20 protein-coding genes and 1 pseudogene are annotated in these 18,210 nt (G+C 71.3%); 4 read left to right on the forward strand and 17 right to left on the reverse strand.

The features are described 5' to 3' along the window. Nucleotides 1-44: 44 nt before the first annotated feature. Nucleotides 45-743, reverse strand: coding sequence for an antibiotic biosynthesis monooxygenase (locus ACFVHO_RS06710; protein WP_385710935.1), 699 nt, complete (start codon nucleotides 741-743; stop codon nucleotides 45-47). Nucleotides 744-872: 129 nt separating this feature from the next. Next, nucleotides 873-1,673 (reverse strand): SGNH/GDSL hydrolase family protein, encoded by an 801-nt coding sequence (locus ACFVHO_RS06715; RefSeq protein ID WP_385710937.1) that lies wholly within the window; start codon nucleotides 1,671-1,673, stop codon nucleotides 873-875. 233 nt (nucleotides 1,674-1,906) lie between these two features. Between ACFVHO_RS06715 and dapA the strand changes: the two genes are divergently transcribed. Then, on the forward strand, nucleotides 1,907-2,890 hold the full coding sequence (gene dapA, locus ACFVHO_RS06720) for a 4-hydroxy-tetrahydrodipicolinate synthase (RefSeq protein WP_385710938.1): 984 nt from the start codon (nucleotides 1,907-1,909) through the stop codon (nucleotides 2,888-2,890). Here the strand turns inward: dapA and ACFVHO_RS06725 are convergent. The 5 genes from ACFVHO_RS06725 to ACFVHO_RS06745 form a co-directional block, all read right to left on the reverse strand. Beyond that, nucleotides 2,851-4,074: a WD40 repeat domain-containing protein gene (locus ACFVHO_RS06725; RefSeq protein ID WP_385710940.1), complete on the reverse strand. Its 1,224-nt coding sequence runs from the start codon at nucleotides 4,072-4,074 to the stop codon at nucleotides 2,851-2,853. The two genes, dapA and ACFVHO_RS06725, sit on opposite strands and share 40 nt — an antisense overlap. After that, nucleotides 4,071-4,625 (reverse strand): SigE family RNA polymerase sigma factor, encoded by a 555-nt coding sequence (locus ACFVHO_RS06730; RefSeq protein ID WP_385711200.1) that lies wholly within the window; start codon nucleotides 4,623-4,625, stop codon nucleotides 4,071-4,073. The genes ACFVHO_RS06725 and ACFVHO_RS06730 overlap by 4 nt, the downstream gene beginning before the upstream one ends. A gap of 117 nt (nucleotides 4,626-4,742) precedes the next feature. Then, nucleotides 4,743-5,342 carry a hypothetical protein gene (locus ACFVHO_RS06735; RefSeq protein WP_385710941.1) on the reverse strand — a complete coding sequence of 200 codons (600 nt, stop codon included), beginning with the start codon at nucleotides 5,340-5,342 and terminating at the stop codon, nucleotides 4,743-4,745. A 100-nt stretch (nucleotides 5,343-5,442) separates the two neighbouring features. Then, complete coding sequence (dapD, locus tag ACFVHO_RS06740; protein ID WP_385710943.1) at nucleotides 5,443-6,441, reverse strand: 2,3,4,5-tetrahydropyridine-2,6-dicarboxylate N-succinyltransferase; 999 nt, start codon at nucleotides 6,439-6,441, stop codon at nucleotides 5,443-5,445. 55 nt (nucleotides 6,442-6,496) lie between these two features. Then, nucleotides 6,497-7,789 (reverse strand): MFS transporter, encoded by a 1,293-nt coding sequence (locus ACFVHO_RS06745; protein ID WP_385710945.1) that lies wholly within the window; start codon nucleotides 7,787-7,789, stop codon nucleotides 6,497-6,499. 113 nt (nucleotides 7,790-7,902) lie between these two features. On the opposite strand from ACFVHO_RS06745, the pseudogene ACFVHO_RS06750 reads away from it, so the two are divergent. Then, nucleotides 7,903-8,535, forward strand: a pseudogene (locus ACFVHO_RS06750) (peroxiredoxin); the annotation flags it as partial. Here the strand turns inward: ACFVHO_RS06750 and ACFVHO_RS06755 are convergent. From ACFVHO_RS06755 to ACFVHO_RS06800, 10 genes are all read right to left on the reverse strand, one after another. Beyond that, complete coding sequence (locus tag ACFVHO_RS06755) at nucleotides 8,507-9,064, reverse strand: TetR/AcrR family transcriptional regulator (RefSeq protein ID WP_385710946.1); 558 nt, start codon at nucleotides 9,062-9,064, stop codon at nucleotides 8,507-8,509. The pseudogene ACFVHO_RS06750 and the gene ACFVHO_RS06755 sit on opposite strands and share 29 nt — an antisense overlap. Beyond that, on the reverse strand, nucleotides 9,064-9,384 hold the full coding sequence (locus ACFVHO_RS06760) for a DMT family transporter (RefSeq protein ID WP_385710948.1): 321 nt from the start codon (nucleotides 9,382-9,384) through the stop codon (nucleotides 9,064-9,066). The genes ACFVHO_RS06755 and ACFVHO_RS06760 overlap by 1 nt, the downstream gene beginning before the upstream one ends. 156 nt (nucleotides 9,385-9,540) lie before the next feature. Continuing rightward, entirely contained in the window at nucleotides 9,541-9,888 is a 348-nt protein-coding gene (locus ACFVHO_RS06765; protein WP_087883607.1) for a metal-sulfur cluster assembly factor, read from the reverse strand. Beyond that, the gene (sufU, locus tag ACFVHO_RS06770) at nucleotides 9,885-10,349 is read right to left on the reverse strand and encodes a Fe-S cluster assembly sulfur transfer protein SufU (RefSeq protein WP_385710950.1); all 465 of its coding nucleotides are present in this window, start codon (nucleotides 10,347-10,349) and stop codon (nucleotides 9,885-9,887) included. The genes ACFVHO_RS06765 and sufU overlap by 4 nt, the downstream gene beginning before the upstream one ends. 12 nt (nucleotides 10,350-10,361) lie before the next feature. Next, complete coding sequence (locus ACFVHO_RS06775; RefSeq protein WP_385711202.1) at nucleotides 10,362-11,624, reverse strand: cysteine desulfurase; 1,263 nt, start codon at nucleotides 11,622-11,624, stop codon at nucleotides 10,362-10,364. Between the two features lie 2 nt (nucleotides 11,625-11,626). Further along, on the reverse strand, nucleotides 11,627-12,391 hold the full coding sequence (gene sufC, locus ACFVHO_RS06780) for a Fe-S cluster assembly ATPase SufC (protein ID WP_385710952.1): 765 nt from the start codon (nucleotides 12,389-12,391) through the stop codon (nucleotides 11,627-11,629). 7 nt (nucleotides 12,392-12,398) lie between these two features. Then, the gene (locus ACFVHO_RS06785; RefSeq protein WP_030687200.1) at nucleotides 12,399-12,716 is read right to left on the reverse strand and encodes a bifunctional 3-phenylpropionate/cinnamic acid dioxygenase ferredoxin subunit; all 318 of its coding nucleotides are present in this window, start codon (nucleotides 12,714-12,716) and stop codon (nucleotides 12,399-12,401) included. Then, nucleotides 12,716-13,897 (reverse strand): Fe-S cluster assembly protein SufD, encoded by a 1,182-nt coding sequence (gene sufD, locus ACFVHO_RS06790; protein WP_385710953.1) that lies wholly within the window; start codon nucleotides 13,895-13,897, stop codon nucleotides 12,716-12,718. The genes ACFVHO_RS06785 and sufD overlap by 1 nt, the downstream gene beginning before the upstream one ends. Before the next feature lie 68 nt (nucleotides 13,898-13,965). Beyond that, nucleotides 13,966-15,390 (reverse strand): Fe-S cluster assembly protein SufB, encoded by a 1,425-nt coding sequence (gene sufB / locus ACFVHO_RS06795; RefSeq protein WP_385710955.1) that lies wholly within the window; start codon nucleotides 15,388-15,390, stop codon nucleotides 13,966-13,968. Further along, nucleotides 15,387-16,130 (reverse strand): metalloregulator ArsR/SmtB family transcription factor, encoded by a 744-nt coding sequence (locus tag ACFVHO_RS06800; protein WP_030358823.1) that lies wholly within the window; start codon nucleotides 16,128-16,130, stop codon nucleotides 15,387-15,389. Before ACFVHO_RS06800 ends, sufB begins: the two co-directional genes overlap by 4 nt. Before the next feature lie 160 nt (nucleotides 16,131-16,290). Between ACFVHO_RS06800 and ACFVHO_RS06805 the strand changes: the two genes are divergently transcribed. Beyond that, entirely contained in the window at nucleotides 16,291-17,169 is an 879-nt protein-coding gene (locus tag ACFVHO_RS06805; protein ID WP_385710957.1) for an aminoglycoside N(3)-acetyltransferase, read from the forward strand. 53 nt (nucleotides 17,170-17,222) lie between these two features. Then, nucleotides 17,223-18,149, forward strand: a complete 927-nt coding sequence (locus ACFVHO_RS06810) for an ABC transporter ATP-binding protein (protein WP_385710958.1) — start codon at nucleotides 17,223-17,225, stop codon at nucleotides 18,147-18,149. The last annotated feature ends 61 nt before the right edge of the window (nucleotides 18,150-18,210 follow it).

The following is an 18,210-nucleotide window of genomic DNA, read 5'->3' on the forward strand; positions in this document are numbered from 1 at the left end:
CATGACCCCACGGACGGCCCTCCGGGTAAAGCCCCGGGCATGAACTACCCGGGCACGACCCCGAACTCCCGCCGCCAGCGCCGCACCGCCCTCCCCTCCACGATCCCCGGGAACTCCCGCACCCGGCGCCACTCCTCCGAGAGCGTGCCGATGCCCTCGCCCGGCCCCTCCAGCGCCCGCTGATGGGCCGCCGCGGTCTCCCACTCCGCGTAGTTGACGATCTGGGTGCCGTCGGTGCTCAGGTGGAAGTGCGCCGAGACCAGGCCGGGGACGGGGCCGGTGTCCATCGCGGCGAGGACCGTGTCCACCCACTTCCGCTGCCGGTCGGCGTCGGGTCCCTCGAAGTCGACGTGCACGGTCACGAACGCCTCGGGCGCGGGGTCGCCGGAGCCCGGCGTCACGCTGCGGTACAGCCGGGACTTGACCAGGCCGAGGCGTTCGATGCCGGGCACGGCCGCGTCGATCTCGTCGTTGCGCGCGTCCCGGCTGTTCGCGAAGAAGTCCTGGTAGGACTCCTCGTCCCGCCACTGCGAGTGGTGCATCAGGGTCTCGCCGTCCTCCCCGGCGTACACGTGGTAGCCCAGCAGGCCCTCGTGCGGCCAGGGGCGGCTCTCCCAGGCGTGGGCGATGGCGGCCACGGCAGCCCGCTGCCGCTCGGGGGTGCCGACGTGCCAGGTGCTGAAGAAGGTGAGTCCGATGTCGGAGCGGGTCGGGTCGGGGTGGGCGGTGGCGCGGCGGGTCATGGTGAACTCCACGTTCGGTAGGCGCACGAGGCCGTAGAAACGGCCGCGAAAGCGCAGGTCAGTCAGTGTGTACGCGGTGTTCGTGCGCTGCGTACGACCCCTACGCTCCAACGTGAAGTTAGGTTCAGGTCAAGCCCGTTCGGGTGCGGGCAGGGTGACCGCGTCGAGCCCGGGCCGCTTCGCCCGGTGCGCGCCGCCCGTGCCTCCGGGCCGCACCCGCCGCACCCGCCGCCGCGCCCAGGGCCCGGCGGCCCCGACGAGCCAGCGCACCTCCTGGGCCGCGCCGCCGAGCGCCGACACCGGGGCGAGCGGCGGCAGCGGGCGCGCCCAGTCCTCGTGCCCGGTGAGGCCGAGGAGGTCGGCGACACCGGCGGCGATGCGGGCGTGGCCGACGGGGCTCGCGTGGGTGCGGTCGCGGCTCCACAGCCGCGGGTCGGCGGTGATCCGCTGCGGGAACAGGTCGAGGACCGCGACGCCGTGCCGGTCGGCGGCGGCGCGGATGCGGGCGTTGAGCTCCATGACGCGCGGCTGGGCCCGGCGGGCCAGCGGGGCGATGCGGCCGATGTCGGGGAAGGTCACGGTCACCACGCGGGCGCCCGCCGAGGTGAGTTCGGCGAACATCTCCTCGACGGCGCGGGCGGTGCGGGCCGCGTCGTAGCCGGGCCGGACCAGGTCGCCCATGCCCGCGACGACGGTCGCGAGGTCCGGTTTCAGCGCCAGGGCGGGGGCCAGTTGCTCGTCCCTGACCTGCTCCGCCAGGCGGCCGCGCACGGCCAGGTTGGCGTACGCGAAGTCGGGGCTCTCGACGGCGAGGATCTCCGCGAGCCGGTCGGCCCAGCCGCGGTAGCCGTTTCGTTCGTCGCCGTCGCCGATCCCCTCGGTCTGGCTGTCTCCGACGGCGACGTAACGCTCGTACGGATGCGTGGTCATGGCCCGAGGGTCCTGCGCCCGCCCGAGCCCGTCAACGACGCCTCGGCGGCGCGTGGCACACTCCTGTACACCGCGCCCCACGGATGCTCCCACGCCCCGGCCGACGGTGGGCAGCGGCGAAACACGGGCGCACCCGGCCCCGCGCACACACCTCAAACCTCGTAGCACACCTGCGCATTACCTCGTAGCAGAATTAAGTGGAGCTTCACGACGGGTCGGCCGACACTGCCCCTATGACGGCACCCTCCACACCCTCCACGCCCGCCGCGGCCCCGCCCGCGAACGCCCCCTTCGGCCGCGCCCTGTGCGCCATGGTCACGCCCTTCACCGCGTCCGGCGCCCTCGACCTCGACGGCGCCCAGGTCCTCGCCGACCGGCTTGTCACCGACGGCTGCGAGGGCCTGGTCCTCTCCGGCACCACGGGCGAGTCCCCCACGACGTCCGACGCCGAGAAGGGCGCGCTCGTGCGGGCCGTCCGGGAGGCGATCGGCGCGCGGGCCACGCTGGTCGCGGGCGTCGGCAGCAACGACACGGCGCACACCGGCGAACTGGCCCTGCAGGCCGAGAAGGCGGGCGCGGACGGGCTGCTCGTGGTCACGCCTTACTACAGCAAGCCGCCGCAGGAGGCGGTCGAGGCGCACTTCCGCGCGGTCGCGGACGTGTCGGGCCTGCCGGTGGTGGTGTACGACATCCCGGGCCGGACCGGCACCCGCGTCGAACCGGACACGATGCTGCGCCTCGCGGAGCACCCGCGGATCGTGGCGGTGAAGGACTGCGCGTACGACATGCTCGGCTCCGCCAAGGTGATGGCGGGCTCCGACCTCGCGTACTACACGGGCTGCGACGAGTTCGTACTGCCGCTGTACGCGCTCGGCGGAGCGGGCTTCATCAGCACGGTCGCCAATGTGGCGCCGCGCAGCCTGCGGGCGGTCGTGGACGCGTTCGACGCGGGCGACACGGCCCGCGCGGCGCGCCTGCAGCGGCAGCTCACCGAGCTGATCGAGCTGATGATGGCCTCCGGACTGCCCGGCGCGGTCACCGCGAAGGCGCTGCTCGACGCGCTCGGCCTGCCCGCGGGCCCGGTGCGGGCACCGCTGCTGCCCGCCGACCGGAACGCGGTCGACGGGCTGCTCGCGGCATACGAGGCGCTCGGCGGCGCGCTGCCCGCGGGGGCGGTTCAGCGGGCCGTGAGCATCGGGGTCCAGACCCGCTCGTAGCCCTTGGGCGCGGTGCGGACCGCGGTGAGCGGCACGACCTTCTCGCTGCCGACGGTGACGAGGACGAGCCGGTTGCGGTCCGCGTCCTTGCCGGTGCACCGGGCGGGCTCGCAGGCGAGGGCGATCAGACGCTTGCCGTCGGCCCAGGCGAGCTGCTCCTGACCGGGCACCCGCGCGACCTGCTTGCCGGTGCGCGGGTCACGGATCGCGGAGCCCTTGGCGTTGCCGTCGTCGGCCAGGTACTTGCCGTCCGGCGAGAGCCCGGCCTTCGGCCAGCCCGCGTGCTTCTCGGCGGCGGGCGCGGAGGTCGGCCTGCCGCTCAGGGTGTACCAGTCGCGGGAGGCCTTCTTGCCCTGACGCGCGTACTGCTGGACGTAGAGCCGGGTGCCGTCGTGGTTGAAGTGCACGTCCTGGCGCGAGACGCCGGGGAACATGCCCGCCTTGTCCGGATCGGGCTGGGGCACGTCACGGAAGGGCCCGACCTTGCCGGAGTCGGCCTCGATCAGGACGTAGCCGGTGCGGCTGCCGTGGTGCTTCGGCCAGCTCAGGGAGCCGTTGCCGGGCACGGCGACCTTCCGGTCCGGGTTCTTGCGGTACGCGGTGGCCACCAGACGTCTGCCGTCCGGCGACCACTCCACGGCCGCCACGCGTTGGCCCGGCGTGATCCAGCGCGTCACCTTGCCCGTCCGCAGGTCGAGCATCCCGATGCGGCGTGCGGGCAGTTCGCCCTCCAGGACGGCGGCGGTCCGCATTCCGGGGGCGACGGCGATCCAGGCCCACTTCGCGTCGGCCTTCTCGTACTTCATGGTCGTGGGGTTCAGCAGGAAGTACGAGCGGACGAGGAGTTGGTCGCCGTTTCGCTGCGGGACGTCGCGGCTGGAGGAGTATCCGGCCAGGCCGGTCTTCCCGGCGGCGACGAAGTCCCGGGGCACCGACTGGCCGGGGTGCGCGATCACGTCGTCCGTGCGGGACGCGCTCGCCGGGGGTGCCTCCTCGTTCCCGGAGCCGAAGGCGGTCACGCCCACGACGACGGCGGCGGCCGTGCCGAGCGCGGCGCCCGCGATCGACCGGGCGCGCCGACGGCGCCTGGTGGCGAGCACCCGGCCCGCCAGGTCCCCACCCGGTCCGCCCTGCTCGGCGGCCTGTTCCTGGAGCGCCTCGCGCACCAGCTGGTCAACGTTCACGGACGTACCTCCACAGGCGAGATGTCACGGGGCGGCGAGGCCTCGTCGAAGGACGGGCCGAGCGCGGCCAGTTCGGGGGCTAGGGAGCGCAGCCGGGCGAGGGAGCGGTGCGTGGTGCTGCGGACGGTGCCGACGGAGCACCCGAGGATCCGGGCGACGTCGGCCTCCGGCAGGTCCTCGAAGTACCTGAGGACGAGCACGGAGCGCTGGCGCGGGGTGAGCCGGGCGAGCGCGCCGCGCATCACGACGCGCAGCTCGGCGGCGCTCTCGCCGCCGTCCCCGGCCCGCTCGGGCGGCTCGGCGACGGCCACCTCGCGGCGCGGCCACTTCAGGCGCCACCGGCTGACCTGCTGGCGGTAGAGGACCTGCCGGACGTATGCCTCCGGGTCCTCGACCCTGCTCCACCGGCCCGCGACCTTCACCAGGGCGGTCTGCAGCTGGTCCTCGGCGGCGTGCCGGTCGCCGCCGCACAGCAGCACGGCGGTCCTCAGCAGGGCGGCTGATCTGCTCTCCACGAACTCCCGGAAGCGGTCCTGGCTCTCGGCATCCATCGTCACCTTCTCTTCTCCGGCGGCCCTGCTGCCCCCTCTGCTGTGGATGACGTGCGCGGACCCGCGCCGCTATGCCTGTGGCGCGGCGCGGGTCCGAAGAAGAACGCGGGTCCGGTGTCAGTCGAGGGGGTTCTTGGGGAAGCCCTTCGCCTTGGTCCACTTCAGCCGGTCAGAGTGGTACTTGAACGTGACCTGCTTGCCGTTCTTCGTGATGTCGGCCTTGGCCCAGCCGTCGAAGCCCTTGGTGAGGTGGCGGTCCCACTTGGTCAGACGGCCGGTGGCGACGGCGGCGAGGGACTCCTGCGGGGGCTCGCCGTCGGCGCAGTACGTCGCCCAGTCGGCGATCGCCGCGACGGTGCCGGCCCGGTGCTTGAGGTGGATGCCCTGGCAGGCGTCGGTCTTGGTGCGGTAGACGGCCTTGGGCTTGGACCAGCCGCGCGCCTTGGGGCTGTAGTCCTGGACGTACAGGCCCTTCTTCTCCAGGTAGTGCATGGCCACCCGGCGCCCGTCCGGGAGCTTGATCTGCGACTCGAAGGGGGTCTTGGAGCCGCTCCAGTGGATGTCGGAGTGCTGGAGCTTGTAGGTGTGCCCACCCGTCTTCCCCGCCGCCGCGTCCGCCTGTCCGTCCCCGGTCCGCGCGACGCTCTGCCCGCAGGCGACGAGCACCGCGACGGCCACCGTGCCCGTGACCATCGACCCGACCGCTGTCTTTCGCATCCAGTCCTCCCCTGGTTCATGTGCGGTGTGCCCGCGCAGCATACGCACGCGAAGCGCCCTCCCGGCGGGCCGGGAGGGCGCTTCGGTGGTTCGGACGGGCTCAGTTGTGGCTGTGCAGGACGTCGTTCAGGCCGCCCCAGACCGCGTTGTTCGGGCGGGCCTCGACGGCGCCGGTGACCGAGTTGCGGCGGAAGAGGATGTTCGAGGCGCCGGACAGGTCGCGGGCCTTGACGATCTCGCCGTCGGGCATCGTGACGCGCGTCCCCGCGGTGACGTACAGACCGGCCTCGACGACGCACTCGTCGCCGAGGGCGATGCCGACACCGGCCTCGGCGCCGACGAGGCAGCGCTCGCCGATGACGATGCGGACGTTGCCGCCGCCGGACAGGGTGCCCATCGTGGAGGCGCCGCCGCCGATGTCGGAGCCGTCGCCGACGACGACACCGGCGGAGATGCGGCCCTCGACCATGGACGTGCCGAGCGTGCCCGCGTTGAAGTTCACGAAGCCCTCGTGCATCACGGTGGTGCCCGCGGCGAGGTGCGCGCCGAGCCGCACCCGGTCGGCGTCGCCGATGCGGACGCCCTTGGGGGCGACGTAGTCCGTCATGCGCGGGAACTTGTCGACCGAGGTCACCGCCAGGTGCAGGCCCTCGGCGCGGGCGTTCAGACGGACCTTCTCCAGGTCGTCGACGGCGACCGGGCCGAGCGAGGTCCAGGCGACGTTGGCGAGCAGCCCGAAGAGGCCGTCCAGGTTCTGGCCGTGCGGCTTGACCAGGCGGTGGCTGAGCAGGTGCAGGCGCAGGTACGCGTCGTGCGCGTCCAGCGGCTTGTCGTCCAGGGACGCGATGACCGTGCGGACGGCGACGACCTCCACGCCGCGGCGGGCGTCGGGCCCGATCGCCTTCGTGGCGCCCTCGCCGAGCAGTTCCACGGCGCGCTCGGCGGAGAGCCGCTCGGTCCCCGCGGGGCCGGGCTCGGCGACGAGTTCGGGGGCGGGGAACCAGGTGTCGAGGACGGTGCCGTCGGCGGCGACGGTGGCGAGCCCGGCGGCGACGGCGCCGGTCGTACGGGAGGTGTCAACAGAAGGCGTATCGGTCATGAGTGAAACCTAACCGGGCCGGGCCGACGGAGGCTAACCGGTACGGGTCCCTGTCTCACGTGCCGGGCGGGACTCGAGGGCCTGCATGCTCGTCCACGCTGTGGGCAGGCGTTCCGCAGGGCGGAACGGGTGGGCACAGCGCCCCGGTGCCGGGTGCCGCTGGTCGAAACATGCGCCCCGCTCCCAGAAGCAGCACCCCGGCCAGTCCAGCCAGCACCGCGCACACCGGCCACAGCACCCCCGGCGCCACCGTGTACAGCGCCCCGCCGAGCGGCGCCGAGAGCACGACGCCGCTCACCGACACCCCCGAGTACAGGCTCTGGAACCGCCCTTGCGCGTGCGCGGGCGCGTGGTCGGCGACGAACGCCGTGGCGGGGGTCTTGTAGAGCACCTCGCCCGCGGTGAGCAGCAGCATCATGGCGACGGCGGTCCCGACGCCGGGGCCGACGGCGAGCACCCCGTACCCCGCCCCGACGAGCAGCACGCCCCCGCCGATGATCCGCAGCGGCGCCCGCCCGCGCAGGGCGACGGTGACGGGCAGCTCCAGGAGCAGGATGAGGCCGCCGTTGATGGCTAGCAGCCAGCCGTACACGCCGGTGTCGAGGCCGTGGTGGTCGAGGTCGGCGGGCAGCGTGGAGTACTGCTGCCGGTAGACGAGGTCGGTGACGAGGATCGCGGCGAGCAGCAGCACGACGGTGGGGCGCTGCCGCAGGGCCGCGAAGACGCCGGGCGCGTCCGAGGCCTCGGCGGGGGCCTCCGCGCGGGCCGCGCCCCGTGCGGGCAGCACCCGCGCGGCGTACGCGGCGAAGACGAGCGTCCCGATCCCGTCGACGACGAACAGCGTCCCGTACCCGCCCTGCGCGATGAGCAGCGCCCCCAGCGGCGGCCCCACGGTGAACCCCGCGTTGGCCGCGAACCGCATCACGGCGAAGGCCTGCCGCCGCGCCCCCTCGGGCACGACGGTGGCGACGAGGGCGGCGTTGGCCGCGCGCACGCACCCGGCCGCGTACTGGCTGACCACCGGCACGACGTACAGCAGCGGCACGGACAGCAGCGGCAGCGCGAGCACGCCGACCCCGCTGATCAGCGAGCCGACGAGCAGCACCCGCCGGTGTCCGTAGCGGTCGCCGAACCAGCCGCCGGTGAAGTTCCCCGCCACGGTCCCCGCGCCGCCGATGCCGCTGATCACCCCGGCCTGGGCGACGGACAGGCCGCGCTCGTCGGTCAGGTACACGAAGAAGTACACGAAGGTGAAGGCCACGACCATGTTGAAGAACTGGCCCGCGGCAAGGAGCCACACGGTCCTCGGCACATCCCGCAGCCCGCGCCGCAGACTTCCCCCGCTCATCGTCACGCCCCCGCCATCGAGTGAGTTCCTTTTGGGAACGGACTATGGCAGCATGCGGGACTCCGGGTCAACGTCCCGCCGAACCCGAGAGAGCGTGAAGGACATGCCACGGCGGGCGGGTCCAGCCGCCGGTCCCGATCGCCCTTCAGGACCGGGGAGACCCATGGGCGCTCGGAGAGGGAGAGATGACGGCGACAGCCCCGACAGAGGCATCACAGGAGGCACGGCGCGTGCACGAGCTGCTCGGCGCGAAGGTGCCCGCGCTGCGTCTGCTCGCGGACGACGGCGAGCAGACGGACCCGGTCACGGACGCGGCGTACACGGTCCTGTACTGCTTCCCCGGCGCCTACGCCCGCAAGGACGCCTATCCGCCCGGCTGGTCCTCGATCCCCGGCGCACGCGGCTGCACGCTGGAGTCGTGCACGTACCGCGACCGGCTCGCCGACTTCACCACGGCGGGCGCGGCCGTGCGCGGCGTGTCCACCCAACGCCCAGACGAACAGCGGGCGTTCGCCGCCAAGGAGGGCCTGCGCTTCCCGCTCCTCTCGGACGCGGACCTCGCCCTGACGGCGGCGCTGCGGCTGCCGACGTTCCGCACGGCGGGCGTGAGCCGCCTCAAGCGGCTGACGCTCGTCGTGGACGCGGACCGGGTCGTCCGGGACGTGCAGTACCCGGTCACGGATGTGACGGCGAGCGTGGAAGCGGCCCTGGAGGCCGTCAACTCGCTGCGGAACCAGCGGAGTTGAACACCCGCCCGAGCAGATCCTGGGTGTACGCCTCGTCGTACTCGCCCCCCGTGAGCAGTACCTGCAGGCAGATCCCGTCCATCACCGCGACCAGGCCGCGCGCGGTGACGGGGTCGGTCCGCTCCCGCAGGACCTCGGCGACCCCCTCACACCACTCGGCGGCCACCGGCCGCAGCGCGGGGCGGCGCAGGGCGGACAGATAGAGCTCGTACTCCAGCTCGACCGCCTCGCGCCGCCCGGAGGCCCACTCGCCGAGCAGCGCCGCCAGTTCGGCGGGTACGTCGGCGTCCGGGTCCCGCAGGCCACCGCGGTCGCGCACCATCTGCGCGAACCCCTCGTTGGACTGGCGCAGCGCGGCCACGAGCAGGTCGTCGAGCGTCTTGAAGTGGTACGTCGTCGACCCGAGCGGCACATCGGCCTCGGCGGCGACGGTCCGGTGACTGAGGCCCGCGATGCCCTTCTCGCCCGCGACCCTGAGCGCCGCCTCGATGATGCGCTGGCGCCGCTCCGGGTCGTAGCGCCGCCCCATCAGTGGGCCCCGCCGAGGTTCAGGACGACGACGCCCGCGATGACGAGCACGATGCCCGAGATCTTGACCAGGCTCGCCGACTCGCCCAGGAACAGCATCCCGATCCCGGCGACGGCGGCGGTGCCGATCCCCGCCCAGATCGCGTAGGCCGTCCCCACCGACAGTGTCTTCAGCGTCTGCGCGAGCAGCGTGAAGGCCAGCAGATATCCCGCGACGGTGAACAGCGACGGCCACAGCCGGCTGAACCCTTCGCTGTACTTCATGGCCGTAGTCCCGGCCACCTCCGCCGCGATCGCCGCGGCCAGCAGTCCGTATCCCATGCGTACTACCGTACACAACGATAGGTACGGCTGTACATATGCGCGTGCATAAAAAAATCCCGCAGGTGCGAAGAAGGGCACGGACGCGGAGACGGGCACGGAAAAGGGCCCGCACCGGTTCGGTGCGGGCCCTTCAGGGGCGTGCGGCGGCGGGACTCAGACGTTGAAGCCCAGCGCCCGGAGCTGCTCGCGCCCATCGTCCGTGATCTTGTCCGGACCCCACGGCGGCATCCAGACCCAGTTGATCCTGAGTTCGTTGACGATGCCTTCCGTCGCGGACTTCGCCTGGTCCTCGATGACGTCGGTCAGCGGGCAGGCCGCGGACGTGAGCGTCATGTCGATGGTGGCGATGTTGGCGTCGTCGATGTGGACGCCGTAGATCAGGCCCAGGTTGACGACGTCGATGCCCAGTTCCGGGTCGACGACGTCGTACAGCGCCTCGCGGACCTCTTCCTCCGAAGCGGGCTTCGTGGAAAGCGTCTCCTGCGTACCGTGCTCGCTCATGCCGTCTTCCTCTCCACGCTCTCGCCCAGAGCCTGGGCGGTCGCGTCCTTCCACGCCATCCAGCTCAGCAGAGCACACTTCACGCGCGCGGGATACTTCGAGACCCCGGCGAACGCGACCGCGTCCTCCAGGACCTCCTCCATCGCGTCGTCCGGCTCCAGCTTGCCCTTGGACTGCATCAGCTCCAGGAACACACCCTGGATCTTCTGCGCCTCGGCCAGTTCCTTGCCGACAAGGAGCTCGTTCAGGACGGACGCGCTGGCCTGGCTGATGGAGCAGCCCTGGCCCTCATAGCTGACGTCCTCGATGCGCGAGCCGTCGTACTTCACGCGCAGCGTGATCTCGTCGCCGCACGTCGGGTTGACGTGGTGCACCTCGGCGTCGCCCGGGCGCAGACCGCGCCCGTGCGGATGCTTGTAGTGGTCCAGGATCACGTCCTGGTACATCGAATCCAGCTTCACGTCCCAGGCCCCTCAGCCGAAGAAGTTCCGTACGTGCTCCAGACCCTCGACGAGCGTGTCGATCTCGCCGGGAGTGGAGTACAGATAGAACGACGCTCGCGTGGTCGCGGGAATTCCGTACCGCAGGCAGACCGGGCGGGCGCAGTGGTGGCCGACCCGGACCGCGATGCCCTGCTCGTCGAGGACCTGGCCCACGTCGTGCGGGTGGATGTCACCGAGCGTGAAGGAGATCGCGGCGCCGCGCTCCTCGGCCGTGGACGGGCCGATGATCTTGAGGTCGGGGACCTCGAGGAGCCGCTTGACCGCGTACTCGGTGATCGCGTGCTCGTGCTGGGCGATCTTGTCCATGCCGATCGAGGTGAGGTAGTCCACCGCCGCGCCGAGGCCCACGGCCTGCGCGACCGGCGGGGTGCCCGCCTCGAACTTGTGCGGCGCGGGCGCGTACGTCGACGAGTGCATCGAGACGGTCTCGATCATCTCGCCGCCGCCCAGGAACGGCGGCAGGTCCTCCAGGAGCTCCTGGCGGCCCCACAGCACGCCGATGCCCGTCGGGCCGCACATCTTGTGGCCGGTGAAGGCCACGAAGTCGGCCTGCAGGGCCTGCACGTCCAGGGGCATGTGCGGCGCGGCCTGGGAGGCGTCGATCAGGACCAGGGCCCCGACCTCCTGGGCGCGGCGCACGATCGCCTCGACCGGGTTGACCGTGCCCAGGATGTTGGACACGAGCACGAAGGAGACGATCTTCGTCTTCTCGGTGATGACCTCGTCGATGTTCGACAGGTCGAGCCGGCCGTCGTCGGTGAGGCCGAACCACTTCAGCTTCGCGCCCGTGCGCTGCGAGAGCAGCTGCCACGGCACGATGTTGGAGTGGTGCTCCATCTCCGTGATGACGATCTCGGTCTCGTGGTCCACGCGGTAGGGCTCGTCGGCCCAGCCGAGCATGTTGGCCACGAGGTTCAGCGACTCCGAGGCGTTCTTGGTGAAGATCACCTCGTCGCGGCTGGGCGCGTTGATGAACTCCGCGACCTTGTCACGGGCGCCCTCGTACAGCGCGGTGGCCTCCTCGGCGAGGACGTGCACGCCGCGGTGGACGTTGGCGTTGTGCTGCTCGTAGTACTCGCTGAGCACATCGATGACCTGGCGCGGCGTCTGCGAGGTCGCCGCGTTGTCCAGGTACACGAGCTTCTTGCCGTCGTGGAGCGCGCGCTCCAGGATCGGGAAGTCCTTGCGGAGCGCCTCGGTGTCGAGGAGGCCGGGGAGCCCCTGGCGGGCCACAGTCACGCGGATGCGCCACCCTTCACGTAAGCCTCGTAGCCCTCGTTCTCCAGCTTGTCGGCGAGCTCGGCGCCGCCGGACTCGGCGATCTTGCCGTTGGCGAAGACGTGCACGAAGTCGGGCTTGATGTAGCGCAGGATGCGCGTGTAGTGCGTGATCAGCAGGGTGCCGACCTCGCCCGTGGCGCGGACGCGGTTGACGCCCTCGGAGACCACGCGCAGGGCGTCGACGTCCAGGCCGGAGTCGGTCTCGTCGAGGATCGCGATCTTCGGCTTGAGGAGTTCCATCTGGAGGATCTCGTGGCGCTTCTTCTCACCGCCGGAGAAGCCCTCGTTGACGTTGCGCTCGGCGAAGGACGGGTCCATCTGGAGGCCGGCCATGGACTCCTTGACCTCCTTCACCCAGGTGCGCAGCTTGGGGGCCTCGCCGCGGATCGCCGTCGCCGACGTGCGCAGGAAGTTGGAGACGGAGACGCCGGGGACCTCGACCGGGTACTGCATGGCGAGGAACATGCCCGCGCGGGCACGCTCGTCGACCTCCATCTCGAGGACGTCCTCGCCGTCGAGGGTGACGGTGCCCTGCGTGATCGTGTACTTGGGGTGGCCCGCGATGGAGTAGGCGAGGGTCGACTTGCCGGAGCCGTTGGGGCCCATGATGGCGTGCGTCTCGCCCTGCTTCACGGTCAGGTCGACACCCTTGAGGATTTCCTTGGTGCCGTTCTCGACCTCGACGGTCACGTGCAGGTCGCGGATTTCAAGCGTTGCCATGGGTGCCTCAGGACTCCTGGGAGAGGGAGACGAGCACGTCGTCCCCTTCGATCTTTACGGGGTATACGGGGACGGGGCGCGTCGCGGGAAGGCCGGACGGCTTGCCGGTGCGGAGGTCGAACGCGGAGCCGTGCAGCCAGCACTCGATCTGACAGTCCTCCACCTCGCCCTCGGAGAGGGAGACGTTCGCGTGCGAGCAGATGTCGTGGATCGCGAACACCTCGCCCTCGGTGTGGACGACCGAGACCGGCGTGCCGTCGAGTTCCACCCGCTTCGGGGTGTCCTCCTCCAGCTCGCTCAGGCCACAGGCGCGTACGAATGTCATCAGACGGACGCCTCCAGCTCCTCGTCGATCTTCACGAGGAGGCGCTCTTCGATGTCGGCGACGGCGATCTGCTGGACCAGCTCGGCGAAGAAGCCGCGGACCACCAGACGGCGGGCCTCGTCGGCCGGGATGCCGCGGGCCATCAGGTAGAAGAGCTGCTCGTCGTCGAAGCGGCCGGTGGCGGAGGCGTGACCGGCGCCGACGATCTCGCCGGTCTCGATCTCCAGGTTCGGTACGGAGTCCACGCGGGCGCCGTCCGTGAGGACGAGGTTGCGGTTCATCTCGTAGGTGTCCGTGCCCTCGGCCTTGGCCTCGATGAGGACGTCGCCGATCCACACGGCGTGCGCCTGCTCGCCCTGCAGCGCGCCCTTGTAGACGACGTTGGACTTGCAGTGCGGGACGTTGTGGTCGACGAGGAGGCGGTGCTCCTGGTGCTGGCCAGCGTCCGTGAAGTACAGGCCGAAGAGCTCGGCCTCGCCGCCGGTGCCCGCGTAGGTCACGCGCGGGTGCAGGCGCACGACGTCGCCGCCGAAGGTGACCACGAACGACTTGAAGGTGGCGTCCCGGCCGATCAGCGCGTTGTGCTGGCCGACGTGGACGGCCTTGTCGTCCCAGTCCTGGACGGAGACGACGGTCAGCTTGGCGCCGTCGCCGAGGACGTAGTCGACGTTGGCCGCGAGGACCGCGTCGCCGGTGTGGTCGATGACCACGACGGCCTCGGCGAAGGCGCCCAGCTCGATGACCTGGTGTCCGAAGGCCACGCCGCCCTCGCCGTGCACGGCGATGCGGATCGGTTCGGTGAGCACCGTCTCCTTGGGGACGGTGACGACACCGGCCTTCTCGAAGGCGGAGTAGGCCTGGGCGGCCACGCGGTCCACGGGGACGCCCGCCTTGCCGAGCCGCGCGTCGTCACGGCCGACGGTCTCGACGACGACGCCCTCGGGGGCCTCGATGTCGATCCGCACGCCGTCGCCGGTGGCGACCGCGGTGCCGTCGTGCAGCCCGCGAAGGCGCTCCAGCGGCGTGAACCGCCACTCCTCCTCGCGGCCGTGGGGGACCGGGAAGTCCGCCACGTCGAAGGACGGGGGCGCGCTCATGCGCGTGGCGACGGTCGACTCGGCGGCCACCGCGATCTGGCCGGCGGTGGTGGACCCCACCGGGATGTTCTGAGCCTCAGCCATGGCTGTCGGTCTGCTCTCTTCCTACGTCACTACGTCAAGAAATCTGGCGACTGCTCGGAGGGCGGGTCTTAACCGACCGCGCCTTCCATCTGCAGCTCGATCAGCCGGTTGAGCTCCAGGGCGTACTCCATGGGCAGTTCCTTCGCGATGGGCTCGACGAAGCCGCGCACGATCATCGCCATCGCCTCGAACTCGGTGAGGCCGCGGCTCATCAGGTAGAAGAGCTGGTCCTCGGAGACCTTGGAGACGGTCGCCTCGTGACCCATGGAGACGTCGTCCTCGCGGACGTCCACGTACGGATACGTGTCGGAGCGGGAGATGGTGTCCACGAGCAGCGCGTCGCACAGCACGTTGGACTTCGATCCGGCCGCGCCCTCGCCGATCTCGACCAGGCCGCGGTAGGACGTACGGCCACCGCCGCGCGCCACGGACTTCGACACGATGTTGGAGGACGTGTTCGGCGCCATGTGGACCATCTTGGAGCCGGCGTCCTGGTGCTGGCCCTCGCCCGCGAAGGCGATGGACAGGGTCTCGCCCTTGGCGTGCTCACCCATCAGGTAGACGGCGGGGTACTTCATCGTCACCTTGGAGCCGATGTTGCCGTCGATCCACTCCATGGTCGCGCCCTCGTACGCCACGGCGCGCTTGGTGACCAGGTTGTAGACGTTGTTCGACCAGTTCTGGATGGTCGTGTAGCGGCAGCGGGCGCCCTTCTTGACGATGATCTCCACGACGGCGGAGTGCAGCGAGTCCGACTTGTAGATCGGCGCGGTGCAGCCCTCGACGTAGTGCACGTAGGCGTCTTCGTCGACGATGATCAGCGTCCGCTCGAACTGGCCCATGTTCTCCGTGTTGATGCGGAAGTAGGCCTGGAGCGGGATCTCGACGTGCACGCCCTTGGGGACGTAGATGAACGATCCGCCGGACCAGACGGCGGTGTTCAGCGACGCGAACTTGTTGTCACCGACGGGGATGACCGTGCCGAAGTACTCCTTGAAGAGCTCCGGGTGCTCCTTCAGCGCCGTGTCGGTGTCCAGGAAGATGACGCCCTGCTCCTCCAGGTCCTCGCGGATCTGGTGGTAGACGACCTCGGACTCGTACTGCGCGGCGACGCCGGCGACGAGGCGCTGCTTCTCCGCCTCGGGGATGCCGAGCTTGTCGTACGTGTTCTTGATGTCCTCGGGCAGGTCCTCCCAGGACTCCGCCTGCTTCTCCGTGGAGCGCACGAAGTACTTGATGTTGTCGAAGTCGATGCCGGAGAGGTCGGAGCCCCAGTTCGGCATGGGCTTCTTGTCGAAGAGCCTGAGGCCCTTCAGGCGCAGCTTGGTCATCCACTCCGGCTCGGACTTCTTCGCGGAGATGTCGCGGACGACGTCCTCGTTGATGCCCCGCTTGGCAGAGGCACCGGCCACGTCGGAGTCGGCCCAGCCGTATTCGTAGTTGCCCAGACCCTCGAGCTCGGGGTGAGCAGTCTCCTCGATGGGGAGCGTCATGCGGGGTTCCTCCCGGCGGTGCTTGCAGATGCGTTATCAGTGGTCTGGGGGGTCGCTTTGGGGATGTACGTCGTGCAGACGCCGTCCCCATGGGCGATGGTGGCCAGGCGCTGGACGTGGGTCCCGAGCAGCGCGGAGAAGATCTCCGTCTCCGCCTCGCACAGCTGCGGATACTGCTCGGCGACATGGGCGACCGGGCAGTGGTGCTGGCAGAGCTGCTCCCCCACCGGCGCGCTGCGCGCCGTAGCAGCGTACCCGTCGGCGGTCAATGCCTTCGCCAGCGCGTCGGTCCTGCGCTCGGGGGGTGCCGCGTCCATCGCCGCGCGGTAGGCCTTGGCCTGCTCGGCGATGCGGGCGCGGGCGAATTCCACGACCGCCGTCTCGCCGTGCGTCTCGGAGATCCAGCGCAGGGCGTCGGCGGCCAGCTTGTCGTAGGACTGGTCGAAGGCGTCGCGGCCGCAGTCGGTCAGGGCGAAGACCTTGGCCGGGCGGCCTCGGGTCCGGGCGCCGTAGACCCGCTTCTCGCGGCCCTCGACCACGTTCTCCTGGACGAGGGAGTCGAGGTGTCGGCGGACCGCGGCCTGGGTCAGGCCGAGGCGGCCCGCGAGGTCGGCCACGGTGGACGGGCCGTGGTCCAGGATGGAGCGCGCGACTCGGTTGCGGGTCGACCGCTCCCCGGTCGCGAGCTCTTCCTGAGGGGCCCCCGTGGGGGTCTCCCGAGCCTCGCCGACGTTTTTCACAACGCCATTGTTGCGTAATTCCTCAGAGCCTGACAACCCGCGTCCGGATCACTGTTCGGTGCGCTACGTCACTTAGGCATACCTAAGCTGACCTGCGAAAACGATCACTGATCGATCAATTCGGTGGCGCGTTCCCGACCCGCCGGGAAGACTCCCTGACATGCCCGCACCCCCTCCCACCGGCCCTTTGTGCACCCGTGAGTCGATCGCGGACGAACTGCGCGCGCTCGGCGTGAGCCGCGGCGAGACGCTGCTCGTGCACACCTCGCTCAGCTCGCTCGGCTGGGTCAGCGGCGGCGCCGAGGCCGTCGTCCTCGCACTGTTCGACTGTCTGGGTGACGAGGGGACGCTCGTGGTGCCCGCGCAGTCCAGCGACAACTCGGATCCGGCCGAGTGGGAGAACCCACCCGTCCCGGCCTCCTGGTGGGACGCCATCCGCGCCACGATGCCCGCCTACGACCCGCGCACCGCCCGCACCCGAGGCGTCGGCGTCGTCCCCGAGACCGTGCGCACCTGGCCCGGCGCCGTCCGCAGCGCCCACCCGCAGACGTCCTTCGCCGCCGTCGGCCCCCGCGCCGCCGCCCTGACCGACGGCCACGCCCTCGACTGCCGCCTCGGCGAGCGCAGCCCGCTGGCCGCGCTTGAGCGGGCCGGGGCGCGGGTGCTGCTCCTGGGCGCGGGCTTCGACGCCTGCACGGCCTTCCACCTGGCCGAGTACCGCCTGCCCGCGCCGCTCGTCGACAACTCCTTCGCCGTCATGACGGACGAGGGCCGCCGCTGGCTGACGGTGCGCGAGCCCTCGATCACCGACGACCGCTTCGACGACCTCGGCGCGGCCTACGAACGCGAGCGGACGGTCGTGCGCGGCCGGGTGGGGGCGGCGACCGCGCGGCTGTTCCCGCTGGCGGAGGCGGTGGCGTACGCGGAGGGGTGGCTGGCGGAGCACCGGCCGCGTACGGGCGGGACCGAAACAAGCCCCCTTCCGACCGCCCCAGGGCCCGATCCGACCAGGGTGAAGGGCCCTCCCGGCCCGTCCTGACCCCCGCGGCCCCCGTGACCGTGGACGCCGCGGCGCTCTCTAGACTTCCCGGCATGGGAACTGAGTCCGTCGTCCAGGCCGTGGGTCTGGTCAAGCGGTACGGGAAGAAGACCGCGGTGGACGGCCTCGACCTCGACGTCCGCGCGGGCGCCGTCACCGCCGTCCTCGGCCCGAACGGCGCCGGCAAGACCACCACCGTCGAGACCTGCGAGGGCTACCGCAGGCCGGACGCGGGCGAGGTCCGCGTCCTCGGCCTCGACCCGGTCCGGCAGGCCGCCGCGCTGCGGCCCCGCATCGGCGTGATGCTGCAGTCCGGCGGCGTCTACTCCGGCGCCCGCGCCGACGAGATGCTGCGCCACGTCGCGAAGCTGCACGCGCACCCCCTCGACGTCGACGCCCTCATCGAGCGCCTCGGCCTCGGCTCCTGCGGCCGCACCACCTATCGGCGCCTCTCCGGCGGCCAGCAGCAGCGCCTCGCGCTCGCCATGGCCGTGGTCGGACGGCCCGAACTCGTCTTCCTCGACGAGCCGACCGCGGGCCTCGACCCCCAGGCGCGCCGGGCCACCTGGAGCCTGGTGCGCGACCTGCGCGCAGACGGCGTGTCCGTGATCCTCACCACCCACCACATGGACGAGGCCGAGGAACTCGCCGACGACGTCGCCATCATCGACGCGGGCAAGGTCATCGCCCAGGGCAGCCCCGACGAGCTGTGCCGGGGCGGCGCCGAGAACACCCTGCGCTTCACCGGCCGCCCGGGGCTCGACGTCGGCTCCCTCCTCAAGGCGCTGCCCCCGGACTCCGCCGCCGCCGAACTCACCCCCGGCGCCTATCGCGTCAGCGGCACCGTCGACCCCCAGCTGCTCGCCACCGTCACCTCCTGGTGCGCCCAGCACGGCGTCATGCCGGACCGGATCTCGGTCGAACGCCACACACTCGAGGACGTCTTCTTGGAGCTCACCGGCAAGGAGTTGCGGTCGTGACCAGCACCACCGACGCACCGGGCACGCCCGGTACGTACGCGCCGAAGCCGGGCGCCGCCCC

Origin of the sequence: Streptomyces sp. NPDC127108 (genome assembly GCF_042677545.1) — a bacterium.
Classification (GTDB): Bacteria; Actinomycetota; Actinomycetes; order Streptomycetales; family Streptomycetaceae; genus Streptomyces.